A 23,710-nucleotide genomic window follows, 5' to 3' on the forward strand; every position below is an offset into this window, starting at 1 on the left:
GGTCTTGATGCGTTCTTGATGCGGGCATGCCAAAGCTTGGCCCCGTCTTGACGGCTGCCTTCCTACGATCGATGGCATCGGATATGAACAGGAGAACCCGATGGACATCGTGTTTGTCGCGCTGGGCGCGACGTTCTGGCTGCTCATCGTCGGCATGGCGATGGGGTGTGATCGTTTGAAGCGGAGTGCGTCATGAGTGGCGAGTTGCTGCTGTGTGGAGGCCTAGCGGTGGGGTTGCTGGCTTACTTGATCGCGGTTTTGCTCAACCCGGAGGACTTTTCATGAACACCCAATCTTTGGCTCTAATAGGCCTGTTCTGCGTGGTGCTGCTGGCCGCGGCATGGCCCTTGGGGCGGTACATCCATGCAGTGATGGAGGGGCGTGTGACCTGGATGCGCCGGGTTGAAACGCCGCTCCTGCGTGTCTGCGGCGCGCAGCCTGAAGTTGACATGGGCTGGAAGCGTTACGCACTGTCGCTGATCTTGTTCAACTTGTTGGGCGTCATCGCGGTCTATGCCTTGCAGCGCCTGCAGCATGTCCTGCCTCTCAATCCGCAAGGAATGGGTGCTGTGACACCGGACTCTGCATTCAACACAGCCGTGAGTTTCGTGACCAACACGAACTGGCAGGGATACGGTGGTGAGTCGACGATGGGTTACCTCACACAAATGCTCGGTTTGGCGGTGCAGAACTTCCTGTCGGCGGCAACTGGGATCGTGGTGGTGGTGGCCTTGATCCGCGGCTTTGTGCGTCACAGTGCGCAGGGGCTGGGGAATGTCTGGACCGATTTGATGAGGGCCACCTTGTGGGTGCTGCTGCCCATTGCCTTCGTGTCCGCGGTGGCCTTGGTTCACCAAGGCGTGATTCAGAACTTGCTGCCTTACGTTGAGCTCCAGACCCTGACCGGTCAGAAGCAGACGGTGGCGATGGGGCCAGTGGCCTCTCAGGAAGCCATCAAGATGTTGGGCACCAACGGTGGAGGCTTCTTCAACGCCAACTCAGCACACCCGTTCGAGAATCCGACTGCTCTGAGCAACTTCATTCAGATGCTCTTGATCTTCCTGATTCCGGCGGCGCTGTGCTTCACGTTTGGTCGCATGGTGGGTGATGCGCGCCAGGGCTGGAGCGTGATCACGGTGATGTTCGTGTTGTTCATCGCGGGGGCATGGTCGGCCACGTACTTCGAACAACAAGGCAACCCGATGTGGCGTGAGCTTGGCGTGAACCAGGCTCAGACGATGGATCAGGCAGGCGGCAACATGGAAGGCAAGGAGGTGCGGTTTGGCATCGTTGCGTCTGCCCTGTTCGCCACTGTCACGACCGATGCCTCGTGTGGCGCGGTCAACGCCATGCACGACTCCTTCACCCCACTGGGCGGCATGGTGCCGTTGGTCAACATGCAACTGGGTGAGGTGGTGTTCGGTGGTGTGGGGACGGGCCTTTACGGCATGCTGATCTTTGCGGTGATGGCGGTGTTCCTGGCTGGACTCATGATCGGCCGCACGCCGGAATATTTGGGCAAGAAAATCGAGGCCTTCGATATGAAGATGGTATCGATGGTCATTCTGATCACGCCAATTCTGGTGCTGGCAGGGACGGCCCTTGCCACGTCGGTAGAAGCTGGGCGTGTGGGGGTGGCCAATCCGGGGCCACATGGTTTCTCCGAAATCCTGTACGCGCTCACTTCTGCCGCGAACAACAACGGCAGTGCGTTCGGCGGTTTGTCGGCCAACACGCCCTTTTACAACGTGCTGCTGGCCGTAGCGATGTGGTTCGGTCGTTTTGGTGTGATTGTGCCTGTGCTGGCCCTGGCGGGCTCTCTGGCAGGTAAGAAGCGTCTCGCGGCTCACCAAGGGACCATGCCCACACATGGCCCGTTGTTCGTGGTCCTGCTGATGGGGACGGTACTCCTGGTCGGTTTACTGAACTACGTTCCGGCGCTGGCCTTGGGGCCGGTGGTGGAGCAACTGATGCTGTGGCGTTGAAGGAACCAACATGACACGTTCTGTTTTCAAGTTGTTTGACCCCGTGTTGCTGCAGCCCGCTGTGCTGAATGCATTTCGCAAGCTTGATCCGCGCATGCAATGGCGCAACCCCGTGATGTTTGTGGTCTACGTGGGCAGTTGGCTGACCACCGGGTTGGCGATCCATGCCTTGTCCGGTGGTGGCAGCGGCGGCGAGTCGTCGGGTTTCGTTGTCACAGTTGCCTTGTGGCTGTGGTTCACGGTGTTGTTCGCGAACTTTGCCGAGGCACTGGCCGAGGGGCGCAGCAAGGCCCAAGCCGCTTCCTTGCGCAGCCTCAAGAAGCAGACCTGGGCTAAGAAGCTTGAGTCGGCTGATGTCGGGGCGAAATGGCATCCCATCGAGTCGTCCGAGCTGCGCAAGGGGGACCACGTGATGGTGCAGGCTGGCGATGTGATTCCGGCGGATGGCGAGGTGATCGACGGTGTGGCCTCTGTGGACGAGAGTGCCATCACCGGTGAATCTGCACCGGTGATTCGTGAGTCGGGGGGGGACTTTTCTGCTGTCACAGGCGGCACGCGAGTGCTGTCGGACTGGATCATGGTGCGGGTGTCGGTGAACCCGGGGGAAACCTTTGTCGATCGCATGATCGCGATGGTCGAAGGCGCCAAACGCCAGAAAACCCCTAACGAGATTGCCTTGACCATCCTCCTGGTGGCCCTGACCATCGTCTTTTTGGTGGTCACTTGCAGCCTGTGGCCGTTCTCAGCGTTTGGCGTGATGGCCTCTGGGGCGGGGGAGCCGGTGTCTGTCACGGTACTCGTGGCCTTGTTGGTGTGCTTGATCCCGACAACCATCGCCGGGCTGCTGTCGGCCATCGGTGTGGCGGGTATGAGCCGCATGATGCAGGCCAACGTGATTGCCACATCGGGTCGGGCGGTCGAGGCTGCCGGGGACGTGGATGTGCTGCTGATGGACAAGACGGGCACCATCACGCTGGGCAACCGTCAGGCCAGCGAGTTCCTCCCGGCGCCAGGTGTGAGCAAGGCCATGCTGGCCGATGTGGCTCAGTTGGCATCACTGGCCGACGAAACGCCTGAAGGTCGCAGCATCGTGGTGCTGGCCAAACAACAGTTTGACCTGCGTGGCCGTGACCTGCAGGCCCTGAACGCAAATTTTGTGCACTTCTCGGCCCAGACGCGCATGAGTGGCGTCGATCTGGGTGAACGCCAGATTCGCAAGGGGGCGGCCGAGGCCATTCGCAAGCACGTGATCGCATTGGGCGGGCATTTCCCGAGCGCCGTTGATGCCGAGGTGGAGCGTGTGGCTCATCAAGGCAGCACCCCGCTGGTCGTGAGCGATGGCGCTCATGTGTTGGGTGTGGTTGAACTCAAAGACATCGTCAAGGGTGGCATCAAGGAGCGCTTTGCCGAGTTGCGTCGCATGGGCATCCAGACCGTGATGATCACTGGCGACAACCGTCTGACGGCCGCGGCCATTGCTGCCGAAGCCGGGGTCGATGACTTTCTGGCTGAGGCCACCCCTGAGATGAAGCTGGCGCTCATCCGAAAGCACCAGGCTGAAGGCCGGCTGGTGGCGATGACGGGTGACGGCACCAACGATGCGCCCGCTTTGGCGCAGGCCGACGTCGCCGTGGCAATGAACTCGGGCACACAAGCCGCCAAGGAGGCCAGCAACATGGTGGACCTCGACAGCAATCCGACCAAGCTCATTGAGGTGGTCGAGACTGGCAAGCAGATGCTGATGACACGCGGCTCGCTGACCACTTTCAGTGTGGCCAACGACATCGCGAAGTACTTTGCTATTGTTCCAGCGGCCTTCGTGTCGACCTATCCGCAACTGGCGGCGCTCAACGTCATGCACTTGACCAGCCCGACCTCGGCGGTGCTGTCTGCCGTCATCTTCAACGCGCTGATCATCATGTTTTTGATTCCGCTTGCGATCAAGGGTGTGCCGTATCGCGCGCTGGGCGCTGCCACGCTTTTGCGCCGCAACCTGCTGATCTATGGCCTGGGCGGGGTGCTGGTGCCCTTCATCGGCATCAAGCTGATCGATCTGGGCTTGAGTTTCATGGGCCTCGTCTGAGGTCACGACTAGGAGATTCACATGCAGTCGCAATCACCATCTCATTCGTACGTTCGTCCTGCCGTCAGCCTCTTCGTGATGTTGTCAGTGGTGACTGGTGTGGCCTATCCACTCGCGGTAACAGGCGTGGGGCAGGGGCTGTTCCCTGCGCAGGCGAACGGTAGTCTGGTGTCGCACGATGGCGGCCAGGTTGTCGGGTCTCGCCTGATTGGCCAGGCCTTCACCGACCCTGGGCATTTTTGGTCGCGCCCATCGGCGACGGCGCCGACGCCTTACAACGCGGCGAACTCGGCAGGCTCCAACCTCGGGCCGCTGAACCCCGCCTTGTCAGATGCGGTCAAGGCACGTGTCGAGGCTTTGCGCGCCGTTGATCCAGGGAACACCCGTCCCGTTCCGGTGGATCTGGTGACCGCGTCCGGCAGTGGGCTGGACCCGCACATCAGCGTGGCCGCGGCGCAGTTTCAAGCCGCTCGCGTGGCCAAGGTACGTGGCCTGCCTCATTTGGTGGTTCAGGACTTGATCGACCGCCACACCGAGCAACCGTGGCTGGGCTTCTTTGGGGAGCCACGTGTTCACGTTCTGGCGCTCAACATCGATGTGGACGCGGTGGCTCGGGCACGAACTTCCAGTGGACAGAACTGACCTTCGTCAAAACGGATGAACAACATGAACAAACTCACTTCTTTGTACCGGTTTGCTGGCCGGGTAAGTGCTTGCCTCGCTTTGTCTTCTCTGTCCATGGTGAGCCGTGCGGAGCCTGACCCAATTGATGCCAAGGCCCTCACCATTGCGAGCAACATCAGCGTGGTGAACCACTATCGCTTTCGAGGCATTGATCAGACCTGGGGGCACCCCGCATTGCAGGGAGGCGTCGATGTCAATTGGTCGAATGGCTGGTACGCCGGCCTGTGGGCTTCCAATGTGTCGGGTAACAGTTACCCAGGCGGGTCGCTGGAGCTGGACTACTATGGAGGCTTCAGTGGGCGTTTCGGGGATGACTGGAGCTTCTCTGTGGGGGGGTATGGCTATGCTTACCCTGGCGCCAACCTTGCCCATTCGGCTTGTCCTTCTGCAGCAATGGCTGCGCCATGCTCACAAGTCTCTCAACGCTTTGACACCTTCGAGGTTAATGCAGGGATGAGCTGGAAGTGGGTGAGCTACAAGCTGTCGATTTCGGCGACCGATTATTTTGGCGCCAATGTTCGCACGGGCTACAGCGCGGGTAGTCGGGGTACGCGATATCACGACCTGTCGGTTAACTTGCCTCTGAGCGACCGAGTCAGCCTTGTTGGGCATTGGGGGAGAGCTGAGCTGCGAGTTCGCTACGGTGGCATGAACCCCTCGTACAACGACCTGAAGCTGGGGGTCAACGCGACGTGGGGCGACGGTTGGAATGGTGGGCTGGCGTGGGTCAGAGCGGGGAATGACCGCTTCTATCGACCTCCTACGGGTGGGTTGTCGTATGCCAGTCAAGAGACAAAAGACCTCAATCGCAGTGGACTGGTCCTGCAGTTCGGGCGAACCTTTTGATCGATAGAGCGAGTTGAAACACACAGACAACAGTCAAACTCGCGACTCGACGAGAGAGCACATCCAAAGGAGGCACTTTGTCGCCCGTCAAAGCACCACACTGGTCGCACTGCAGAAGGTGAATGTCCCCAGGACCTCGCGCGCATTCTTTGAGCTGGCTTCTAAAAGCTCAAAGAATGTGGCCGCTGGGCAGATTTCGCCAGTAATCAGGCACGGTGGCCGATTGGGGACAACTAGAAGGGTTGATGCGTCCAACAAGACAAGGCTGTTCATCGATTGCGGCCACATGCCGAGTTCAGGGCATCTTGATGGCTGGCGATCCACTTCGCCAACTCCGCAGGACTGACACCAGCGCTCAACGCTGACCTCAGTGCGCGTTCCAGCTGCACCCAGCCTGCGGGGTTGGCCGTATTGAACGCCAACTCAGCGGCATGGCCTTCATTCAGCCGATACAAGAGGCCATCCAGCAGTTCGTCGTCGCCCACGTCCATGGCAACCTGCTGCGCCAGCTCCAGCAAGGCATTGCTGGCCAATTGAACGGAATCGGTGCTGATGCCTGCCAAGGCACACGGCAGGGTCACCACGCGCTGCGCATGGGTGATGCCCGCGACGTCTGCCAAGCCGCTGGTGTCCGGTGTCACGGCCAGCCGTATCCAGGCGCCGCCCCATTGCAGAAAGCGGGTTTTGGTCAGGCCTGGCTGCTCGTCCTGGAAAAGCCATGTGGGCGGACTGTCTTTGGCTTCCAGCAGTGTGCACATCGCTCTCAGTAGATCCAACTGCCCACAGTCTGCCCACTGGTGCAGCACGTCGCCACGCAACTGCCCACCCTCGATGCCCAGGTGATGCGTCAAGGCCGTCACCCGCGCAGCGGAAATCACCTGAGGCTTGCCGCGCAGCCAGACCGACAGGTTCGCCGTACGGATGCCAGTGGCTTGGGCAACGGCGCTCAGCGTTTGCCCACGCAAGCGCAACAAGGTACTGGCCAGTTGGGGTATTCGGTCTGGACTCATGGTGCGCATGCCGTGGAACGAGCTATCACTGTAATTCACTATAAGACGAGAGGTTCGCTCGATTCCGGGTTTGCCTGATTTGCCTCTTGTTGTTATAGTAATTTATAGTTAAAAATCAAAGTCCATGGCAACCTCATCACGTTACCGCACCATGAGCCGAGCAGCCTACCTGCGAGCCATCGCGGCCATGAAGGCGCGTCACCCTTGGTTGGGAAGTCAGGTGGTCGAGCCCGCGCCGGGCCATATGCTGGTGGTGGAGCAGTTTCTGTCCAAGGCTGAGCTGCTGATGCAGCCTGAGAACCTGCAGGGCACACCACTGTTCTGCGCAACCACCTACCGCGACAGGCTTTGTCTGCGGATGGAACTCACTAACGCCAGTGTGAGCCGCGACCGGGCTTTGCTGGATTTGATCGATGTCTCGCGACACGCCGCACAGCAGCACTGCCCTGTTTGCGGCGCTCCGGTGATTGGCGGCGATGCCAATGCAGGCCAGGGTGTGCGCTGTAAAAGGCACGAGGCATCCATAGGGCTGTTCACGGAAGACATCAAGCGCAACCGCAGGTTGGCGTTGGGGCTGGGCTTGCTGCCAGCGCCCGCTGAACGTGTGCGTTCGATCCGAGGTGAGCCCATCGATCCATCGGTGCCCATGGACGAGGGTGTGTCATTCGTGGTGCAAACCTTGCACCACGAAACCCCGCTCGAACCACCGCTGGCACCTTCCAGCCCGCCGGCCGCGCGAGCCACGCCGCAGATCGCCTTTCTTGACGTCAGCGGCTTGCGCAGCTTCGTGGACCGACACCGCACTAAGTCTGAGGAGAAAGCCAAGCGTGCCCATCACATTGCCGAGCGCATCCGCGCAGCAGGCCACGAGCGTCGTTGCTTGGGGGAACTCCCCGATGATTGGCCTGACCTGATTGACGAGTTCACTTGCAACTTCCCAAACTTTGCAGAAGTGGCCGAGGTTCTGCACGACTATTTCGCGCTGCATGCCATGGGTGATGGGCGCGTGTCCTGGTCTCCCCTCTTGCTGGTGGGACCGGCTGGCATTGGCAAGACTGAGGCCGCACGGTGGCTGGCAGAGCGGTTGTGCCTGCCTTTCCGCGTCATGGACATGGCCAGCGCACAATCGGGCTCGCCACTGGCCGGGTCGGAGTCGTTCTGGAGCAACTCGGAGCCCGGTGTGTTGTTCGAATTGCTGGCCTATCAACCTAAAGCCAACCCGGTCGTGGTGCTGGACGAGTTGGACAAGACCGACAAGGACCGCCCGTACGACCCGCTGGCAGCGCTGTACACGTTGCTGGAGCCTCGCAGCGCTCGTAGTTTCATCGACCTGTCCATTCGAGACTTCTCGATTGATGCCAGCCATGTGAACTGGATCGCCACTGCCAACAGTGCGGACAACATTCCGGCGCCGCTGTTGTCACGCATGACGGTGCTGCAGGTGCAGGCCCCAACAACTGAGCACGCGGCTCACATTGCCCAACAGATTTATGGGCGCATGCGGGCGGAGAGCCCTTGGGGTTCGGCCTTCTCGCCGAGGCTGGATGAGCAGGTGGTGAACCAGTTGAAGAACTTGCCACCAAGAAGCGTGGGCTTGGCGATCAAGCGCGCGCTGGGGCGGGCTGCGCGGGAAGAGCGAGATTACATTCGAGTTGGAGACTTGCCATCCATGCCCAGCCCAACTCGCAATCCAATGGGATTCACGGCATGAGCCCATGCAGTGCAAAACAGAAAAATTCTTCAGCGGTCGCGCGGGATACGAAATGAAGCCAGATCTCTAACCTTTCGACTGTTGCCGATGTGCGCAACACAACCATTGAAAGGTCCAGTATGTCCAAGTCTTCTGCCAAGTCCACTCCCATGACCAGCCAAGCTGCTGCACGCATCCAGTCGTCAACCGCAAAGTCCAACGGCGGGCAGGTGGCTGCTGGTAGCTTCGCTTCGCGGGCACAGAGCTCGGCTGCCACGAATCAAGGTGGCTCCAAGGGCTCGAAGTAAGCTCAGTTGAGCCCGGCGCCAGTGATGGTGCCGGGCCCGAAACTGCCAATGAGATACAGCAACGACAAGACGGTGTCCGCCTTGGTGCGAACACGGGTCAGCTCAGGTTGGAAGTAGGTGAACGGGAAAACGCATGGCAAGCTTGTTGCGCCGAATGGCCGGAAGCTTGCAGTGCCCGGAACTCCAAGCGACTGGCGGGCCAGCCTGAATTTCCGCAGGGACATTCGCCGCATCGGCGCGATCAAATGACCATGACAAAACAATTACCCCCGTATCCGAGATTCGGCGAGTGCATCTCGGCCTTGGCCGGAGCAATAGATGCCAACAAGGCCGGAAGTGATGTGGGACGCTTGGCCAGAGAAGGCGATTTCGATTGGCGACGGCTGGATATGGTCATCGCCGAGGTACTCGTTGACAACAGCGCAACTGTCATTGGAGATATCGCTCATCAAATCTTCGCACGCTGGGTATCCTCAGTTCGGTCCGCCTATACCCATCTGGTGCTCGGCGTGTCACTGGATGCCCTGGGGCGAAACGAAGCACTTCCGGTCTTGGTTGAGCATTTCTTTGCCCCATTCGGCGGACAACTGCTGCTGCAAGTCAGCGCCGAGCTGCCAGGTCCTGACTTGCAGCGGTTGCTTGCTGACAGCGAGCAGCCGCTGCGGGTGACATTCGAATGGTTGGACGGAGCCGTCGGAGGCCCTGTAGAAAAACTGCTGTATCCGGGGAGCACAGGATCGGCTCGGTTTGAGCAGGAAAAAGTACGTAAGTGGCGTACCGGCACCGACATTCCTTCAGCGCAGAGCATCAAGCTGTTTTACCGAAAGCTGGTCGAGTGCTGGAAGCCTATCCCCGCTTGCCCTGTTTGGCTGCTGATTGCCTCTGCCCTGTCACGGCTAGAGAGGCAATGGCCGGGATCACTGCGGTCTTTGATGCTCCTTCAGGCGCGAGGGATTGCATCTCCAAGCAGACCTGTTGAGGATGTTCTCTCCGAGTTGGTCGTCCGCGCCGGACAGGCATGGCCCGAGCTCGCCCAAGCTGGCTGTTACCTGTGGCACGACTTGCGTCGAACGTCAGCAAAGCAACCCGGGGATCGGGACCGCACCTGGCAGCAAATCGAAGCACTGGAGCAACTGGCAAAACGCCTTGACCCAGAGGGACATACCGCCTACCACTACAGCTGGATGAAGGGCCGTTGGCATGCGCTGTCCGGGCAGTACCAAGAAGCACTCCCGCACTACAAGCAAGCCTTCGAGCAGGCATGCTACCGAGCGGGACACCAGATCAAAGACATTGTTTCCGAAGCGTCCTGCCTCTCGGCCTTTCTGCCGAAGGAGCGGGTGTTTCTGAAACAGCTCAAGCACGTCGGCATAGTCCTCGGGCTCTACCGCAAACCTGAAGCAGGAACGGTTCTTGAAGATTGGGAGCTTGATCAGCTTGCGCTGCAGTTGCCGGTCGAATTCCCAGCTTGCGGACGGTTCGTTGAATGTCAGCAAGATCTGACCGATGAGCCCATCCAAGGATGGCTTTTCCTTGACCGCGACGCCATCTCAAAGATGAAGCCCGATCTCAAGGCGCCGAGCCGCGTGCGGGCAGTGCACTCGGCGGATGGGCAGGTTCGGCGCTGGCCACAGTTGCGCCTCTTTGCTTCCTTCGGACTTTTTGAACAAGTCCAAGCGCTGCTTGACGCGGGCGCCTCGGTAGACGACCTGGACAGCTCAAACGCCTCCCCACTGCTCTGCGCAATTCAGCACGCAGAGCAGACGGGCAGGTGCGAGGTGCTGGACCTGCTTCTTGTCCACCCCCATCAACCAGCCACGATCAATGCGTTGACCCAGCGCAAGCGACTGACGCCATTGATGTGCGCGATCGATCTTGGTCTGCCTGATGTCGTGGCTGCCTTGGTCGAGCAAAACGCAGATGTTGAACAGCGAGCTCTGACCGACAACCAGTCGCCGCTGTACTACCTGGTGACCCAGTTGTCCGGGAGGGTCAACCCAACCCAGATGCTGTGCACGCTGACTGCTCGAATGATGCAAGAGCCCGATTCGGTGCTTAAAGACACGTTGCGTCGATTTGGTGTCGGGCTCGCAGGCGCATTCGGATCAAACACAACCGCTCTGGGCTCGCATCAAGAACTGGCCATTGCTGTGGCCAAAGCAATGGTTGACCGGCACGTTTCAAGGCACTCAGTTTCCAAGTTGATGAGGATCGCCGCAATACTTTTGGAGGCTGGTGCCAAGCCAAACGCAACTCACAGATACCCGGTTCCTGGCCGAACACCGCTGATGTTGGCGGCCGAGAGTGATTTGCCCGAGCTGCTTGATTTGATGATCCAACGTGGTGGTGATCCACTCATGCCAGATGCACACGGGCAAGACAGTTGGCAGATCGCACGTGCCTTTCATTCAAGGCGAGTACTGAGCTACCTGAGCCAAAGGTACCGTTGACGACAGGCCCGTGGCGTTTGTCCGTGCAGGCTTGCAACTGCAGCCGAGTGTTCATCAGGCGATTACGATAATTACTGTAATCGTCTCGTGCTCTCAGCCGCGTTGATGCGACTGACCACACCCATGGCAGAACCATGTCTTCCGCCACTGGTCTTTGGCAACGCTGTAGTCTTTGGCCTGGATGTGCCAGGCCTTCATCAGCAGCCATCCCACTGCAATGAGGCCCATGCCAGCAAGCGCCTCTTTCCAGTTGTGGGCGAGCATGGCGACCGCTGACATGTCCAGCCTGCAGCTCCGCTCGAATACGTCACAGCTTGTCGATGCATGGTAAACGACCGCGCAGCCAAGTCCGAGGCTCACCACAAAAGGCATAGGCGATGGTGGCGAGGGTGGCGCGCAATGCTGAGCAAGCAACGTGGCCTGTGAGCCGTGGCTGCTCCCTTGCGCAAACTGGCCATTCGACGTGAAGGCGATGTGCTCAGCTTGAAAGTGCTGTGTTCCATCAGCATGCGCCACAGTCATCCGCTGAATGTGGGGGCTGCCGCAACGAGGACATTGCATCGACATGTTCATCCCTCCGTTCCTTCTGTGTTGATGGTGCAGGTCAGCGTGGGATCGCGACCCTCCATATCAGCAGAGAGCACGCCGACTTTGGTCAATCGGCCATAGGTTCTGCCGTCCTTGCCCAGCTGCAGTGCGGCCGCCTTCACCACCTGCTGCAAGCTGACACCGGACATGAAGCTGCGATAGACGTGCTCGCCACCATCGCGAGAGACTGCGATCTTGTGCACGGTGAGCCCATGAACCCTGAGGGGCTGGGTCAAGGTGACCGGGGTGATGCCTTGGCCTGGTCGCCATCCCGACAACCTGAGTGCGGCCTCTGCTTGATCAAAGCGTTTGCTGATCGAGGCGCAAGACAGCGCCTGCTCAAGCTGGGTCTTGGCCTTACTTCTAACTGGCTGCGTAGTTGTGCTGGCGCCATAACCGACCAGCCACAGATTCGTTGGCGCGCCCGGTTGCCAGCCGGTGTCGCGCACCAGTTGCTGAATGAAGCCCTGGAAGGCGAGCTGTTGCCGCTCGCTGATCGGTTGCCTGTCGGGAATGGCCAGCATTGGCGGCTTGGGCCCGGATGTGCGCAGGTTGCCGCTGTGCTCAAGGGCGGTTTGCTGCATGAACAGATGCAGGTTGGCGGCGTTGTTCACCGCATAGCCGACCGATTGCCCCCAACACACGGAGAAGGCGGGCACAGCTTCCGACTTGCTCATGCTCCACCAGATCGTGGCAGTTGCCGACCAACAGTCGTTCCGGGCCCAGTCCGTCACTGTGACTGCCACACGGGGAAAGTACGTCTTTGCCGTCCCGTCGTAGGGATGCTTGCTGAAGACACCGGCCAAACGCGTCGTGCGGACGCTTGGCAAGGCGGCGCCTTCTTGGCGCTCGAAGTTGTTGAGGGTGGCGGTTTGAGCAGACTGGGCCTGGGCGCCCAGTGAGAGCCGCACCTTGGTTGATCCGTCCGGTTGCGCTTGGGTGGTTACGCACCCTGAAAGCGTCTGAATCAGAGCCAGTACGCAGATGGACGCCTTGCAATGACTGCGTGACGTCACGCAGCCTGTGGTGTGGAGTCGTCGCAAGCCTTCCATGATCTCATTTTCCTCTCGAATGTTATCTATAGACACGTGTCAATAGTGTACATATTCGGAAGACTCGCTGTCCATGAGACCGAGTCGAAACCAGTCGTTGATCGAAGCCTTGGGGGTGGAGATCAAGGTGCGCCGCTTAGAACTCGGCTTGTCGCAGGAGGACCTGGCTGGGCGCTGTGAGTTGGATCGGCCCTATATCACCTTGATCGAGAGCGGGCGCAAGCAGCCCACCATCAGCGTGCTGCACCGGCTGGCAGGAGCGTTGGAGTGGTCGCTTGCGGAAATGTGTGGCCGCGTCGAGGTGCGCTACCAGGCAATGGCAGCGTGATGGGCGTGACCAGACTGTGGCGCGATGGGTGGCGTCAGAGCTTGAGCAGCACGGCGTAGGCACCAATGGCGGCAAGGGATGCCGCGCATGCCACGGTCGCCAAGGTCACCTTGACCCTGTCGAGGATGGACACTGGTGAGTCATCGTCATCGGATTCAGACGATGTGGAGAGGGGCAGGTACAGAAGCCCCCCCAAGCCCAGTGCGGCCAACAGGTGCGTCTTGTATGGCCAGCCCGCGTGAAACATGCACGCCGTCAGAAGGCAAAGCCCAGCGCAGCAAGCAGCGATGATCGCCCAGGCCCGCAAACGCTCACCCTGTGAGGCGGGCGCGAGGGGAATATCGGACGTGAGGCGCATCGACATGATGATCGCTGCCACCATGGCAAAACCTTGGGTCGCGGCAATCACGGCAAGCTGATTCAATGCGCTGTCTCCGGCCAGAAGTAGTCAAACGAGGAGGATGCGCCTGTCGCCCCGACCGCAGCCCCCACGAACATCATGACACCGACCACCCAACCTGCTGGGTTGCTGACCATCGCGACAACACCGACCGTCGCCAACGCACCACCCGCTACGCCACCCGCAACCGTGGCGCCCTCTTTGGCTGCCTGACGAGGCTTGTCTTCAGCGGTGGCAACGTTGTAGACGGCGAAGGCGAGCGTCGCCACCAGGAAAACGCGCCCTGCAGCGCCGTACAGCTTCACGCGCATATTGACGCCATGATTGGACTTGCCTGCGCTATCGACGATCTGCACCCAAACCTTTTCTTTTTGCACGGAGGTCAGCGACTCGAACGGCCGTCCGAACATTTCATTGGCTTTCAGGCTCTGCATGTAGTCCAGTGGCCGTCCGGATGCTTTCATGTCTTTTGACAAGGCCAGGCCGAAGTCGGTGAGCTTTGCGCGTGTCAGCTCCATGATCTGATTGCGGATGGCATTGGCCGTCTTGGCCGCTTCGTGCGGGGTGATCTTGTCCTCTTTCACGAGCTGGATCAGTTCTGCTCTGGCGGCGGCTGTCTTGCGGGTGTAGTCGGCGCGCGCAGCTGGGTCTTTGATGATGCTCTCGGCAAACGCAGCAGAGGCCGTTTCCATGCCCTGAAGCGCCATTGCAAGCTCGTTGCCTTGTGCCTGCGCTGGCGTCGTGTCGCTCTTGACGGTGGACTGAGATTTTTGGGTCGTGATGACCCTGAGTGCTGGGCCGTTAGCCATCGATTGCTTCCCCGAGAATTTCACAAGTCACTTCGGCAGCGGAGCTGCCTGTGGGGATCGCGGAGGTTTGCCCCTTCTCATCGGTCACGCCCTCAACGACCTGATCCTTCCAACGCAGACGGTACGGCTGCTTGGTCAGGGGCATGTCGGTCAAATCGCACCTCAGCACAAAGCGATGGTCGAACAAGGCCTTGATCGCTTCGTTGACGGCTTCGGCAGCCGCCGCACCTGAGCTCGCAGTCACGGCTTGCGCACCATGGCTTGTGTTTGATGAGCCACTACCGTCACCCACACGAGAGACAACCTGGCTGGAGATCAGCACAGCGCCACATGCGCACAGATCGCCGTGTCGAGCCACTGGGGCACCATCCACGATCATGGTCGGGTCACCCGTCACGATGACGGTGGTGCCATGGCCCTTCTTCGGGCAAGTGACTTGGTCACCGACGCGAGCCAAGCGCTTGCCATGGGTGTCTGTGGTTTGCGTGGACCCGATGACCACGCCACCATGGCTGGTCTGGTCGCCCATCACGATGAATGGCCTCATTGCTTCCCCTGTGATTTTTGGGAGCGAATCTAGCAGGCCCGACTACCGCCTCAACGTCTTGCCGAGTAACAAAGCGTTGCCCAACTGCCGCCATTTCGCTGTCCTGTGGCTTGTCCACAGAAGTGGCCCCACCCACTACCAGTTGAGCTATCTGAACGCTATCAGAACCCCTATCTGTACAGAGCAGGGGCGATCTATCGAACACGATCGGGGTGATCTATCGAGGAAAGGCTGCCGTCAGCAGGGGTGATCTATCGAGATCTGGCAGGGGCGATTTATCGTGGACAACTTCGGCTGTCCACGACCTTGTCCACATCAACCGAGCTTCTTGGCCAGATCTTCGGCGCGGGGGTGGTAGTAACGCTTGAGCATGCGCAGGTCTTTGTGGCCAGTGACCGCCGACAGCTCCAGGACGTTCGTCAGCTTCTCGGCCAAGCGCGAGGCGGCCTCATGGCGCGTGTCGTGGAAATGAACGTCTTCGAGGAAGCCTACAACAGGGCGACGCTTGGCTTGTTTGCAGTCGGCACGGTATTGCTCTTGAGCGCGCTCAATGGCTCGGGCAAAGCCCTTGCGTAATGCCAATGCAGTGGTTGGAAAGACGGGGCCGGTCCGTTGGGGGGCTTCGATGTCGCTGTCCTCTTCGTCGACCTCAGGCAGTGGCAGCGCCTGAAGGATTGCGACGGCGCGCGTGGATAAGGGCACCGTTCTCGGGTCACCGTTCTTGGTGTCTGGCAAGTGGGCGGTCTGGCGCTTGAGGTCCACGTTCTCCCAAGTGAGCGACAACAACTCACCACGTCGCATGGCGGTCTCGATTGCCAGTTTGACCAATGGCAGCAGCCAGGGGTTGCGGGCGCCCTTGCTGAACGTGCCATCGGCCAAGCGCTCACCACCTGTCAGGGCGGCTAGGAGGTAGGTTTCTTCCTCGGCTGAAAACCGGCGATCACGAGCCCGCGCCTTCTCGGGGCGCTTGATCAGTGGGATCGGGTTTTCGACATGCACATCCCATTCACGGCGGGCATGGTTGAACACGGCAGACAGCACATCGATTTCGCGATTGACGGTGGCGCCACTGACCTGCTTGAGACGCCGATCTCGCCAACTGGCCACCGCACTGCTGGTGACCGCCGACATCTTGAGCTTGGGCAGGGTCGCATCCTTCAGGATGACGTCGATCTTCACGGATTCGATGTCGGCCGATTTCTTGGATGGCGTGACCTCCGTTTGATAGCGGCGCAGAATGGCTCCCAGCGTGTTTTTCTCAGCCTCGCGCCGATCCACCACACCGCCCGTGTCGGCCGCCCGCTCCAAGTCACGAACCCACTTCTCGGCATCCTCCTTGTAGGAGAACGTGCGTGACTGAGCGGGGTAGCCCTTGCGCCGGACCTTGGCCTGCCACTGCAGCTCGCCTCGTTTCGTGATGGTGCCCATGCGTCTTGTGTCCCAAATTTGTCCCAATTAATGATGGGACAGCTTAGAGCACCAGCAAACACGGCACAAGAGCTAAGCGTTCGGGACGTAGAGGCCGGAGGTTCGAATCCTCTCACCCCGACCAACAGATTCAAGCAAAAAGGCCGCAAGGAATATGTCCTGGCGGCCTTTTGCTTTTATCGCTGACGCTGCCTGCGTCTTGCCCACATCATCGACACCAGCCCCAGCGCTTCGAGATACAGCGCGCCCGGCTCCGGCACCGCCTGCACCGCGCTGGCAAATGCCTGCCCCAGGATCCAATGCCCCGTGTTGGTCGGGTGGACGTTGTCCCAGAACAGGTATTGCTCCTGGAAGCTGCACACGGATTCCAGCTTGGTGTCGTAGCAGGCGTCTGTCACGTCCAGGCCTGCGGCAGCCAGTGTGGGCACTGTTTTTTGCATGAAGGCCGGGGTGTCGAACACCACGATGTTGGCGCCGGTCAGGCTGCTGCTCAGTGACTGCAGGCCGGCACTGAGCGCGCCGTTGTACTCCTGGGTGCGGGCCAGCGCGGCGCTTTGGTAGCTGGCCGTGCCATTCAACGCCTCGGGTGTCTGGCTCAGATCCGGCATCAGGGGGACGAAGAAATCGCGCGCACCATGGTTGTACAGGTTGCGGATGTTGCTCAACATGTTCGACGATGACGTGAGGTACGTGGTGGTCGAGTAGATGTTGTTGCCGGTGTAGAAGTCGTTGGCACCCGCCCACAGGAAGTACAGCGCGTTGGTGTCCAGCCTGTTGTGGCTGGCCTCGTAGCGCTGGATCTGGCCGCTCACGCCGGTGCCGTACAGCACGGCGCCGCCTTCGTTGCCCGGGCCGGTCTGGGCGCCGCCGATGGCCTGGCTGGTGAGCGACAAGCCCAATGCCGACGCCATGGATTCGACGGCGACAAGGCCATTCGAAAAGCGACCCTGGTAGTAAGGCGCGCCGGGTATGCCGCCGGTTGGCAGGAACGAGGTCAGCTTGAACAGGTTGCCTGTATCAGACAGGCTGTCGCCAAAGGCGATGATCTGTGAGTAACTGGCCGCCGCCGGTGCGGCCAGGCAGGCCAGCAGCATGGCGCCAATCAGCGAGCGAAATCCGGTAATGCGATTTGCCAAGGTCAGACCTTTCACATGGCGATATCGCCAATCATAGCCAGCTTGTGGCCATTCAGCGTGCGCTGGCCCGCAGCGTTTGCCCCAGTTGCATGCGCTGGCCCAACAGGCGCGCGCCATCCTGACTATAGTGCCCGAAGTCTCGGTAGAGCGGCACCTGGTCGATGACGGTGACGCAGCGCCGGGCATCGCAGTTGAAGGCGGCCAGATCGATCATGTCGATGTTGGCCAGTTGCATGGCTTCAGACAGCATCGCTTGCACGATGGCCTGCCGCGCGTCGAGTTGCGCCCGATCGAAGGCGCAATCGGTCTGAAGCGCGCTCATCACGGTCAGCAAACCTTGTGCCGCACGCTGGCCACACAAACCCAGGTCGACATCGGGGCCCAGCAAGGCGGGCGGTGACACGAGCACAACCCGTTTGTGCATGGCTTGCAGTTGCCGGACGACGCGGGCGAACGAAGCCGCGATCGCATGGGCATCAGGGTGAATGAAACGCCCTTGCGCATCGACCACCGGGTCGTCGACATAGTATTGCCAGCGGCCGGACAAGGCGACCACGTCGATCTCGGGATGCTGGCTCAGGTAGGCCAGCACCGACCGGTTGAACGCGATGCACTGCTGGCCCCGATCCGGCGGATCCTTGGGCGATTGGCGGGCCATGTCGAGCGACGGGCCGCAGGCACTGCGTGTCGCCTGGATCACACCGCCTTCAGGCGGCGAAGCCTGCAGCGCGGGGATGAGGTGCATGGCGTAGCTGTCACCCCAGACCATGGTGAGTGGCCTGGGTGCATTTCTGCAGGCGGGCAGCGGCTCGAAGTCGTGATCCTGGTCGCAGCGCGCATCAAAGCCGTAGACGGGCGCATGGCGTTGCGCCGCGCCACCTGCCTGCGCGTGCCGGTGCATGTGCAGGGCCAGGGCGCCCATGGCCAGCAGCAACGGGATCAGCAGCCATGCCAGTTGCTTGAACAAGGCCCCTGGTGTGGCCAGCGTGCGGTAGCGTTGTTCGACGTATCGGTAAGACAACTGGGCCAGCACGAAAGCCAGCGCCAGCAAGGCCCACAGCACGTGGCCGGGCACCGCCTGCAGCCAGATGTTCTTGGCCAGCGCGATCAAGGGCCAGTGCACCAGGTACAGCGAATAGGAGATGTCACCGATCCATTGCAGCGGGCGCATCCACGGGCGCGTGGACTGCAGCATGGCCGAGGGCTGCAGGATCAGGCCGGCCGTGCTCAGGCAGACCAGCAGGGCATCGGTGCGCGGGTGCGTGCTGTCCACGCCGCGCAGCAGGCACCAGCCCATGATCGGCAGCCATAACCAGCCACTGTCGAAGCCCTTGTTGGGCGCGTGCTCCTGGCCTTGCTTCAAACCTGACTTCAAACGCGCAGACAGCCCAGGCAGGGCGCATACCGAGCCCAGCAGCAATTCCCAGGCGCGGGTGGGCAAGAGGTAGAACGCGCCGGATGGATCCCGTACCAGCCACCATTGGCAAGCCATCAGGCTGGCCAGCAACAGGCCGACCAGCCCCACCGCGCGCCAGCGGCGCCCGATCAAGGCCAGTACCAGGGGCAGCACGAAGTAGTACTGTTCCTCCAGCGCCAGCGACCAGGTGTGCAACAAGGGCTTGAGCGTGGCCTGCCCATCGAAATAGCCGCTTTGTGCCCACAGCACCAGGTTGGCGCTGAAGGCCAGGGCCCCCAGCAGTTGCTGGACGTAGTCATGCAGGGCGCCCATGGTCAGCGCGAAGGGCACCACGGCCGTGACCACAGCGAACATGGCCATGGCGGCCGGCAGCAGGCGGCGTGCGCGGCGGAAGTAAAACGAGGCCGGGCTGAAGCGCCCTGCGTCCATCTCGTCGATGATGACCCGCGACATCAGGTAACCCGAGATCACGAAGAAGATGTCGACGCCCAGGAAGCCTTTTTGCAGGCCCGGCAAATCAAAGTGGAAGACCAGCACGGACAGGACCGCAATGGCCCTCAGAATCTGGATGTCTGTTCTCAAGATGCGCATCGGCGGGATTATCCCAATGGGGGCGGGTCTGCCCGAGGGCATAGTCGAACACCTTCAGATAAACGACATTCATTCAATCGGAGAGCCCCATGCGTGCACGCCCCTTGTCCTTGAGTCGCCTGGCCAGTCTGGCCGGTTTGATGCTGTTCAGCCAGGTGGGGTGCGCGGTCACGCCCGTGCCGCCAGGCGTGCCCTCGGCCGATGGTGAGGTGATCCCGGCAGGCGAGGCGGCGGCCACGGCCAGCATCGTCACGGCCATCCAGACCTCGGTGCAGGCTGGCTTCGACAAGAACGGGCATGCGTTCCGTGATGCCCATCGCAAGTCGCATGGTTGTGTGCAGGCTACCTTCAGCGTGCTCGACCAGTTGCCGCCCAAGCTGGCGCAAGGGCTGTTTGCCACGCCCAAGTCCTACAACGCCGTGGTGCGTTTCTCCAACGGCTCCGGCTCATCGCAGGACGACCACACCAACGATGCGCGTGGCATGGCCGTCAAGGTGATGGGCGTGCCAGGCCTGAAGCTGCTGGATGACGAGCAGACCGCCAGCACGCAGGACTTCCTGATGACCAATCACCCGGTGTTCTTCATCCGCAACGCGGTGGACTATGGCGCCTTCCAGAAGGCGGTCAGTGGCGGTGGCTTGAGCCTGGCGGGCTGGCTGACCACGCACCTGTTCCACGAGACGTCCATCATCCTGGCCTTCACCGGGCACAAGCTGCTCAACCCCTTGAACTCACGTTACTGGAGCACCACGCCTTCCAAGCTGGGCACGGAGCAGATGAAGTTTTCGGCCCGGCCTTGTGCGGGCAGCAGCTTCTATGAACAGTCCGACACGGCCGATCGCCTGGGCGAGAACCTGCGTGCCCAACTGGCACAAGGTGGGGCCTGCTTCGATTTCATGGTGCAGACACGCACTGTGCCCGCCAAGATGCCGATCGAAGATGCCACCGTGGAATGGCAGGAGGCCCAGTCACCTTTTGTGCCTGTGGCCCGCATCACCATCCCGGCGCAGACGCCCGAGGCCGCGGAGGTGTGCGAGGCGCGCTCCTTCACGCCTTGGCACAGCATCCCCGAGCATCGTCCGCTGGGTGGCATTTCCCGGGTGCGCAAGGATGTGTACCTGACCGTCTCCAAGTTGCGCCATGAACTCAACGCACAGCCGCGTATCGAGCCTTGAGCCGCCCAGCCCGCCCGCGCCCGTCGGCTTCTGGGAGGCCTTTGCCTTCTGGCTGAAGTTGGGCTTCATCAGCTTTGGTGGGCCCGCCGGGCAGATCGCGATCATGCACCAGGAGCTCGTGGAGCGCCGCCGCTGGATCTCTGAAAAGCGCTTCCTGCATGCGCTGAACTACTGCATGGTCCTGCCTGGCCCCGAGGCGCAGCAACTGGCGACCTACATCGGCTGGCTCTTGCACCGGACATGGGGCGGCCTGGTTGCGGGTGGCCTGTTCGTGCTGCCCTCGCTGTTCATCCTCATCGCGCTGTCATGGGTCTACATGGCCTTTGGCGAGGTGCCCGTGGTGGCAGGCCTGTTTTACGGGATCAAGCCTGCGGTGGCCGCCATCGTCGCGCAAGCCGCGCACCGCATTGGCTCGCGCGCCCTCAAGAACCGGGTGCTGTGGGGCATCGCCGCCGCATCGTTCGTGGCGATCTTCGCCCTGAACCTGCCGTTCCCGCTGATCGTGCTGGGTGCGGCCGCCGTGGGTTATGTGGGCGGGCGGGTGTCCCCTCAGTGGTTCAAGCTGGGCGGTGGGCATGGCGGGGCGGACAAGTCCTATGGTGCGGCCTTGATCGATGACCACACGCCCACGCCCGAACACGCCCGGTTTCGCTGGTCTGGGCTGATGGCCATCGTGCTGGTCAGCGGGCTCTTGTGGCTCGTGCCCATGGGCTTGCTGACAGCCTTTTATGGCTGGACGCACCCTTTGACGCAGATGGGCTGGTTCTTCACCAAGGCGGCGCTGCTGACCTTTGGCGGCGCGTATGCCGTGCTGCCCTATGTGTACCAAGGCGCGGTGGTGCATCACGGTTGGCTGACGCCCACGCAGATGATGGATGGCCTGGCACTGGGTGAGACCACGCCCGGGCCGTTGATCATGGTGGTGGCCTTTGTGGGCTTCGTGGGCGGCTACGTCAAGGCGCTGTTCGGGCCCGAGAGCCTGTTCCTGGCCGGCGCCGTGGCAGCCAGCCTGGTGACCTGGTTCACCTTCCTGCCGTCCTTCACCTTCATCCTGGCGGGCGGGCCGCTGGTGGAGTCCACCCACAACGAGTTGCATTTCACCGCACCGTTGACGGCCATCACCGCGGCGGTGGTGGGTGTGATCCTGAACCTGGCGCTGTTCTTTGGCTACCACGTGCTGTGGCCGCAGGGCTTGGCGGGGCGCTTTGACGTGGCTTCTGCCGTGATCGCCGTGGGGGCCGCAGCGGCCTTGTTCCACTACAAGCGCAATGTGATTCACGTGATCGCGGCTTGCGCGCTGGTGGGGCTGGGGCTCAAGCTGCTGGGGCAGGCCCTGGCCTGAAAAAAGAAAAGCGCCAAGCCTCTTGCAAGACTTGGCGCTGTTCGGGGGTGTGGTGGAGCCGGGGGGAATTGAACCCCCGTCCGTAAGCCATCATCGAGCAGATCTACATGTGTAGCTGTCTGATTTGAATCTCACCGACCTGATCGCGCAGCAGCACGCTACCAGGCCAGCCAGTCACTTAATCTCGATCCCTACCGAGTGACCCGGCAGGAACCCAGCCAATGTGAATGACCTCGCAGCTATCGTCTTGCGACTACAGCCCAGCCCATCGGCCAACTGTTGCGAGGCTCACCGGTATTAAGCGGCGAGTGCGAACGATTCGTCGTTTGCAGTTAGTTTTTTTCCAGATGGATTTACGAGGTGCCTGGCCCTCGACATGCCCTGTCCCGAATCCGCACCCACGTCGAAACCAGGTCGGCCCCAGGAAAGTCTGGCCATTGTAGGTGTTCTTGCGAATCCGCGCTGGCCTTGTTGATCGATATGCGGACGCCTGGCGGGTTTTCAAGTCCCCCCATGCATCCATTCAGCGCTTAGATGGAGCCGGGGGGAATCGAACCCCCGTCCCCAAGCCGCCTCAGCTGCGGTAATCCGCGTTGATCGTCACGTACTCGTGCGACAGGTCGCAGGTCCACACCGTGGCGGTGGCGGTGCCGCGGGCCAGGCCCACGCGGATGGTGATCTCGCTTTGCTTCATCACGCGCTGGCCGTCTTCTTCGCGGTACTCGGGGCGGCGGCCACCCTTGGTCACCACGTGCACGTCGTCCAGGTGCAGCTCGATCAGGCTCTGGTCCAGGTCGTCGATGCCGGCGTAGCCCACCGCAGCCAGGATGCGGCCCAGGTTGGGGTCGCTGGCGAAGAAGGCGGTCTTGACCAGGGGCGAGTGGGCGATGGCGTAGGCGGCCTTCGCGCACTCTTCTTCGTTGCGGCCACCTTCGATGGTGATGGTGATGAACTTGGTGGCGCCTTCGCCGTCACGCACGATGGCCTGGGCCAGTTGCTGCGACACGGCGATCACGGCGGCGCGCAGGGCCTGGCCGTCGGCGCTGTTCAGATCGGTGATCTCGGCATGCTGGGCCTTGCGGGTGGCGATCAGCACAAACGAATCGTTGGTGGACGTATCGCCATCAATGGTGATGCGGTTGAACGAGGCATTGGCCGCTTCGGTCACCAGGGCCTGCAGCAGACCGGGGGCGATGTTGGCATCGGTGGCCACATAGCCCAGCATGGTGGCCATGTTCGGCTTGATCATGCCGGCACCCTTGCTGATGCCGGTGATGGTCACGGTTTGCCCGCCGATGCTGATCTGCTTCGAGGCAGCCTTGGGCAGCGTGTCCGTGGTCATGATGCCTTCGGCAGCCACGGCCCAGTTGTCGGCCTTGAGGTCGGCAATCGCGCCTGCCAGGCCGGCTTCGATGCGCTCGACCGGCAGCGTTTCCATGATCACACCGGTCGAAAACGGCAGGATCTGTTCGGGCGACACATGCAGCTGGCGGGCCAGGGCGATGGTGCTGGCGCGGGCGCGCACCAGGCCGTCTTCGCCCGTGCCGGCGTTGGCGTTGCCCGTGTTGATCAGCAGGGCGCGGATCTCGTTGCTGGCGGCCAGGCGCTCGCGGCACAGTTGCACGGGGGCGGCGCAGAAGCGGTTCTTGGTGAACACACCGGCCACGGCGCTGCCTTCATCCAGTGTGATGACGGTCAGGTCGCGGCGGTTGACCTTGCGGATGCCCGCCATGGTGATGCCCAGCTTGACGCCGGGCACGGGGTGCAGATCGGATGGGTTGGGGGCGGTCAGGTTGACGGGCATGTTGTGTAGGCTCCGGGTGGGCTTCAGCCGTGAAGCC

Annotated in this window: 20 protein-coding genes, 1 other RNA gene and 1 pseudogene; 10 read left to right on the forward strand and 12 right to left on the reverse strand. The window is 61.3% G+C overall.

What is annotated here, in order from left to right:
- Positions 1-192: 192 nt before the first annotated feature.
- The 5 genes from kdpF to JY96_RS22440 are packed head-to-tail and all read left to right on the forward strand — an operon-like array spanning position 193 to position 5,598.
- Positions 193-285: a K(+)-transporting ATPase subunit F gene (gene kdpF / locus JY96_RS22905; RefSeq protein WP_081961321.1), complete on the forward strand. Its 93-nt coding sequence runs from the start codon at positions 193-195 to the stop codon at positions 283-285.
- Entirely contained in the window at positions 282-1,985 is a 1,704-nt protein-coding gene (gene kdpA, locus JY96_RS15885; RefSeq protein WP_035038900.1) for a potassium-transporting ATPase subunit KdpA, read from the forward strand. The genes kdpF and kdpA overlap by 4 nt, the downstream gene beginning before the upstream one ends.
- A 10-nt stretch (positions 1,986-1,995) precedes the next feature.
- A complete protein-coding gene (kdpB, locus tag JY96_RS15890; protein WP_035038911.1) occupies positions 1,996-4,068 on the forward strand; it encodes a potassium-transporting ATPase subunit KdpB in 2,073 nt (690 codons plus the stop codon).
- Between the two features lie 21 nt (positions 4,069-4,089).
- Positions 4,090-4,710 carry a potassium-transporting ATPase subunit KdpC gene (kdpC, locus tag JY96_RS15895; protein WP_035038914.1) on the forward strand — a complete coding sequence of 207 codons (621 nt, stop codon included), beginning with the start codon at positions 4,090-4,092 and terminating at the stop codon, positions 4,708-4,710.
- Positions 4,711-4,734: 24 nt separating this feature from the next.
- Positions 4,735-5,598 carry a TorF family putative porin gene (locus JY96_RS22440; protein ID WP_161784343.1) on the forward strand — a complete coding sequence of 288 codons (864 nt, stop codon included), beginning with the start codon at positions 4,735-4,737 and terminating at the stop codon, positions 5,596-5,598.
- A gap of 269 nt (positions 5,599-5,867) precedes the next feature.
- Here JY96_RS22440 and JY96_RS15905 read toward each other — a convergent pair whose 3' ends face one another.
- Positions 5,868-6,608: a helix-turn-helix transcriptional regulator gene (locus tag JY96_RS15905; RefSeq protein WP_235333948.1), complete on the reverse strand. Its 741-nt coding sequence runs from the start codon at positions 6,606-6,608 to the stop codon at positions 5,868-5,870.
- Between the two features lie 124 nt (positions 6,609-6,732).
- On the opposite strand from JY96_RS15905, the gene JY96_RS15910 reads away from it, so the two are divergent.
- The gene (locus JY96_RS15910; protein ID WP_052162616.1) at positions 6,733-8,319 is read left to right on the forward strand and encodes an AAA family ATPase; all 1,587 of its coding nucleotides are present in this window, start codon (positions 6,733-6,735) and stop codon (positions 8,317-8,319) included.
- On the opposite strand, the gene JY96_RS23635 is transcribed toward JY96_RS15910, so the two are convergent.
- Positions 8,309-8,575, reverse strand: a complete 267-nt coding sequence (locus tag JY96_RS23635; protein WP_035038917.1) for a hypothetical protein — start codon at positions 8,573-8,575, stop codon at positions 8,309-8,311. The two genes, JY96_RS15910 and JY96_RS23635, sit on opposite strands and share 11 nt — an antisense overlap.
- A gap of 276 nt (positions 8,576-8,851) precedes the next feature.
- Here JY96_RS23635 and JY96_RS15925 point away from each other — a divergent pair, with 276 nt between their 5' ends.
- Complete coding sequence (locus tag JY96_RS15925; RefSeq protein ID WP_035038922.1) at positions 8,852-11,056, forward strand: ankyrin repeat domain-containing protein; 2,205 nt, start codon at positions 8,852-8,854, stop codon at positions 11,054-11,056.
- Positions 11,057-11,149: 93 nt separating this feature from the next.
- On the opposite strand, the gene JY96_RS23305 is transcribed toward JY96_RS15925, so the two are convergent.
- The gene (locus JY96_RS23305; RefSeq protein WP_152606538.1) at positions 11,150-11,629 is read right to left on the reverse strand and encodes a hypothetical protein; all 480 of its coding nucleotides are present in this window, start codon (positions 11,627-11,629) and stop codon (positions 11,150-11,152) included.
- A complete protein-coding gene (locus JY96_RS15935) occupies positions 11,626-12,696 on the reverse strand; it encodes a hypothetical protein (RefSeq protein WP_035043215.1) in 1,071 nt (356 codons plus the stop codon). Before JY96_RS15935 ends, JY96_RS23305 begins: the two co-directional genes overlap by 4 nt.
- Before the next feature lie 97 nt (positions 12,697-12,793).
- Between JY96_RS15935 and JY96_RS15940 the strand changes: the two genes are divergently transcribed.
- Positions 12,794-13,024, forward strand: coding sequence for a helix-turn-helix domain-containing protein (locus tag JY96_RS15940; RefSeq protein WP_235333949.1), 231 nt, complete (start codon positions 12,794-12,796; stop codon positions 13,022-13,024).
- Between the two features lie 34 nt (positions 13,025-13,058).
- On the opposite strand, the gene JY96_RS15945 is transcribed toward JY96_RS15940, so the two are convergent.
- The 6 genes and pseudogenes from JY96_RS15945 to JY96_RS15970 form a co-directional block, all read right to left on the reverse strand.
- On the reverse strand, positions 13,059-13,448 hold the full coding sequence (locus JY96_RS15945) for a hypothetical protein (RefSeq protein WP_035038930.1): 390 nt from the start codon (positions 13,446-13,448) through the stop codon (positions 13,059-13,061).
- Entirely contained in the window at positions 13,445-14,233 is a 789-nt protein-coding gene (locus JY96_RS15950) for a hypothetical protein (protein ID WP_152606539.1), read from the reverse strand. The genes JY96_RS15945 and JY96_RS15950 overlap by 4 nt, the downstream gene beginning before the upstream one ends.
- A 304-nt stretch (positions 14,234-14,537) precedes the next feature.
- Positions 14,538-14,780, reverse strand: a pseudogene (locus JY96_RS24050) (PAAR domain-containing protein); the annotation flags it as partial.
- Positions 14,781-15,095: 315 nt separating this feature from the next.
- Complete coding sequence (locus JY96_RS15960) at positions 15,096-16,208, reverse strand: site-specific integrase (RefSeq protein ID WP_035038933.1); 1,113 nt, start codon at positions 16,206-16,208, stop codon at positions 15,096-15,098.
- A gap of 176 nt (positions 16,209-16,384) precedes the next feature.
- Positions 16,385-17,344 carry an SGNH/GDSL hydrolase family protein gene (locus tag JY96_RS15965; protein WP_161784344.1) on the reverse strand — a complete coding sequence of 320 codons (960 nt, stop codon included), beginning with the start codon at positions 17,342-17,344 and terminating at the stop codon, positions 16,385-16,387.
- 52 nt (positions 17,345-17,396) lie between these two features.
- Entirely contained in the window at positions 17,397-19,352 is a 1,956-nt protein-coding gene (locus JY96_RS15970; RefSeq protein WP_035038938.1) for an acyltransferase family protein, read from the reverse strand.
- Between the two features lie 89 nt (positions 19,353-19,441).
- Here JY96_RS15970 and JY96_RS15975 point away from each other — a divergent pair, with 89 nt between their 5' ends.
- Positions 19,442-20,527 carry a catalase family protein gene (locus tag JY96_RS15975; protein WP_052162618.1) on the forward strand — a complete coding sequence of 362 codons (1,086 nt, stop codon included), beginning with the start codon at positions 19,442-19,444 and terminating at the stop codon, positions 20,525-20,527.
- Positions 20,493-21,869 (forward strand): chromate efflux transporter, encoded by a 1,377-nt coding sequence (gene chrA / locus JY96_RS15980; protein ID WP_035038940.1) that lies wholly within the window; start codon positions 20,493-20,495, stop codon positions 21,867-21,869. Before JY96_RS15975 ends, chrA begins: the two co-directional genes overlap by 35 nt.
- A gap of 50 nt (positions 21,870-21,919) precedes the next feature.
- On the opposite strand, the gene ssrA is transcribed toward chrA, so the two are convergent.
- Both ssrA and argJ read right to left on the reverse strand, forming a co-directional pair.
- Positions 21,920-22,291, reverse strand: a transfer-messenger RNA (tmRNA) gene (ssrA, locus tag JY96_RS22920).
- Between the two features lie 152 nt (positions 22,292-22,443).
- Positions 22,444-23,673, reverse strand: a complete 1,230-nt coding sequence (gene argJ / locus JY96_RS15985; RefSeq protein WP_035038943.1) for a bifunctional glutamate N-acetyltransferase/amino-acid acetyltransferase ArgJ — start codon at positions 23,671-23,673, stop codon at positions 22,444-22,446.
- Between the last annotated feature and the right edge of the window lie 37 nt (positions 23,674-23,710).

Source organism: Aquabacterium sp. NJ1, assembly GCF_000768065.1.
Taxonomy (GTDB): Bacteria; Pseudomonadota; Gammaproteobacteria; order Burkholderiales; family Burkholderiaceae_C; genus Aquabacterium.

Coding starts and splice junctions, on each gene's coding strand:
- kdpB (WP_035038911.1), top strand. CDS start 1,996: ATGACACGTTCTGTTTTCAAGTTGTTTGACCCCGTGTTGCTGCAGCCC.
- kdpC (WP_035038914.1), top strand. CDS start 4,090: ATGCAGTCGCAATCACCATCTCATTCGTACGTTCGTCCTGCCGTCAGC.
- kdpF (WP_081961321.1), top strand. CDS start 193: ATGAGTGGCGAGTTGCTGCTGTGTGGAGGCCTAGCGGTGGGGTTGCTG.
- JY96_RS15910 (WP_052162616.1), top strand. CDS start 6,733: ATGGCAACCTCATCACGTTACCGCACCATGAGCCGAGCAGCCTACCTG.
- JY96_RS23305 (WP_152606538.1), bottom strand. CDS start 11,629: ATGAACATGTCGATGCAATGTCCTCGTTGCGGCAGCCCCCACATTCAG.
- JY96_RS15925 (WP_035038922.1), top strand. CDS start 8,852: ATGACCATGACAAAACAATTACCCCCGTATCCGAGATTCGGCGAGTGC.
- JY96_RS15905 (WP_235333948.1), bottom strand. CDS start 6,608: ATGAGTCCAGACCGAATACCCCAACTGGCCAGTACCTTGTTGCGCTTG.
- argJ (WP_035038943.1), bottom strand. CDS start 23,673: ATGCCCGTCAACCTGACCGCCCCCAACCCATCCGATCTGCACCCCGTG.
- JY96_RS15975 (WP_052162618.1), top strand. CDS start 19,442: ATGCGTGCACGCCCCTTGTCCTTGAGTCGCCTGGCCAGTCTGGCCGGT.
- kdpA (WP_035038900.1), top strand. CDS start 282: ATGAACACCCAATCTTTGGCTCTAATAGGCCTGTTCTGCGTGGTGCTG.
- JY96_RS15935 (WP_035043215.1), bottom strand. CDS start 12,696: ATGGAAGGCTTGCGACGACTCCACACCACAGGCTGCGTGACGTCACGC.
- chrA (WP_035038940.1), top strand. CDS start 20,493: ATGAACTCAACGCACAGCCGCGTATCGAGCCTTGAGCCGCCCAGCCCG.
- JY96_RS15950 (WP_152606539.1), bottom strand. CDS start 14,233: ATGGCTAACGGCCCAGCACTCAGGGTCATCACGACCCAAAAATCTCAG.
- JY96_RS15960 (WP_035038933.1), bottom strand. CDS start 16,208: ATGGGCACCATCACGAAACGAGGCGAGCTGCAGTGGCAGGCCAAGGTC.
- JY96_RS15970 (WP_035038938.1), bottom strand. CDS start 19,352: ATGCGCATCTTGAGAACAGACATCCAGATTCTGAGGGCCATTGCGGTC.
- JY96_RS22440 (WP_161784343.1), top strand. CDS start 4,735: ATGAACAAACTCACTTCTTTGTACCGGTTTGCTGGCCGGGTAAGTGCT.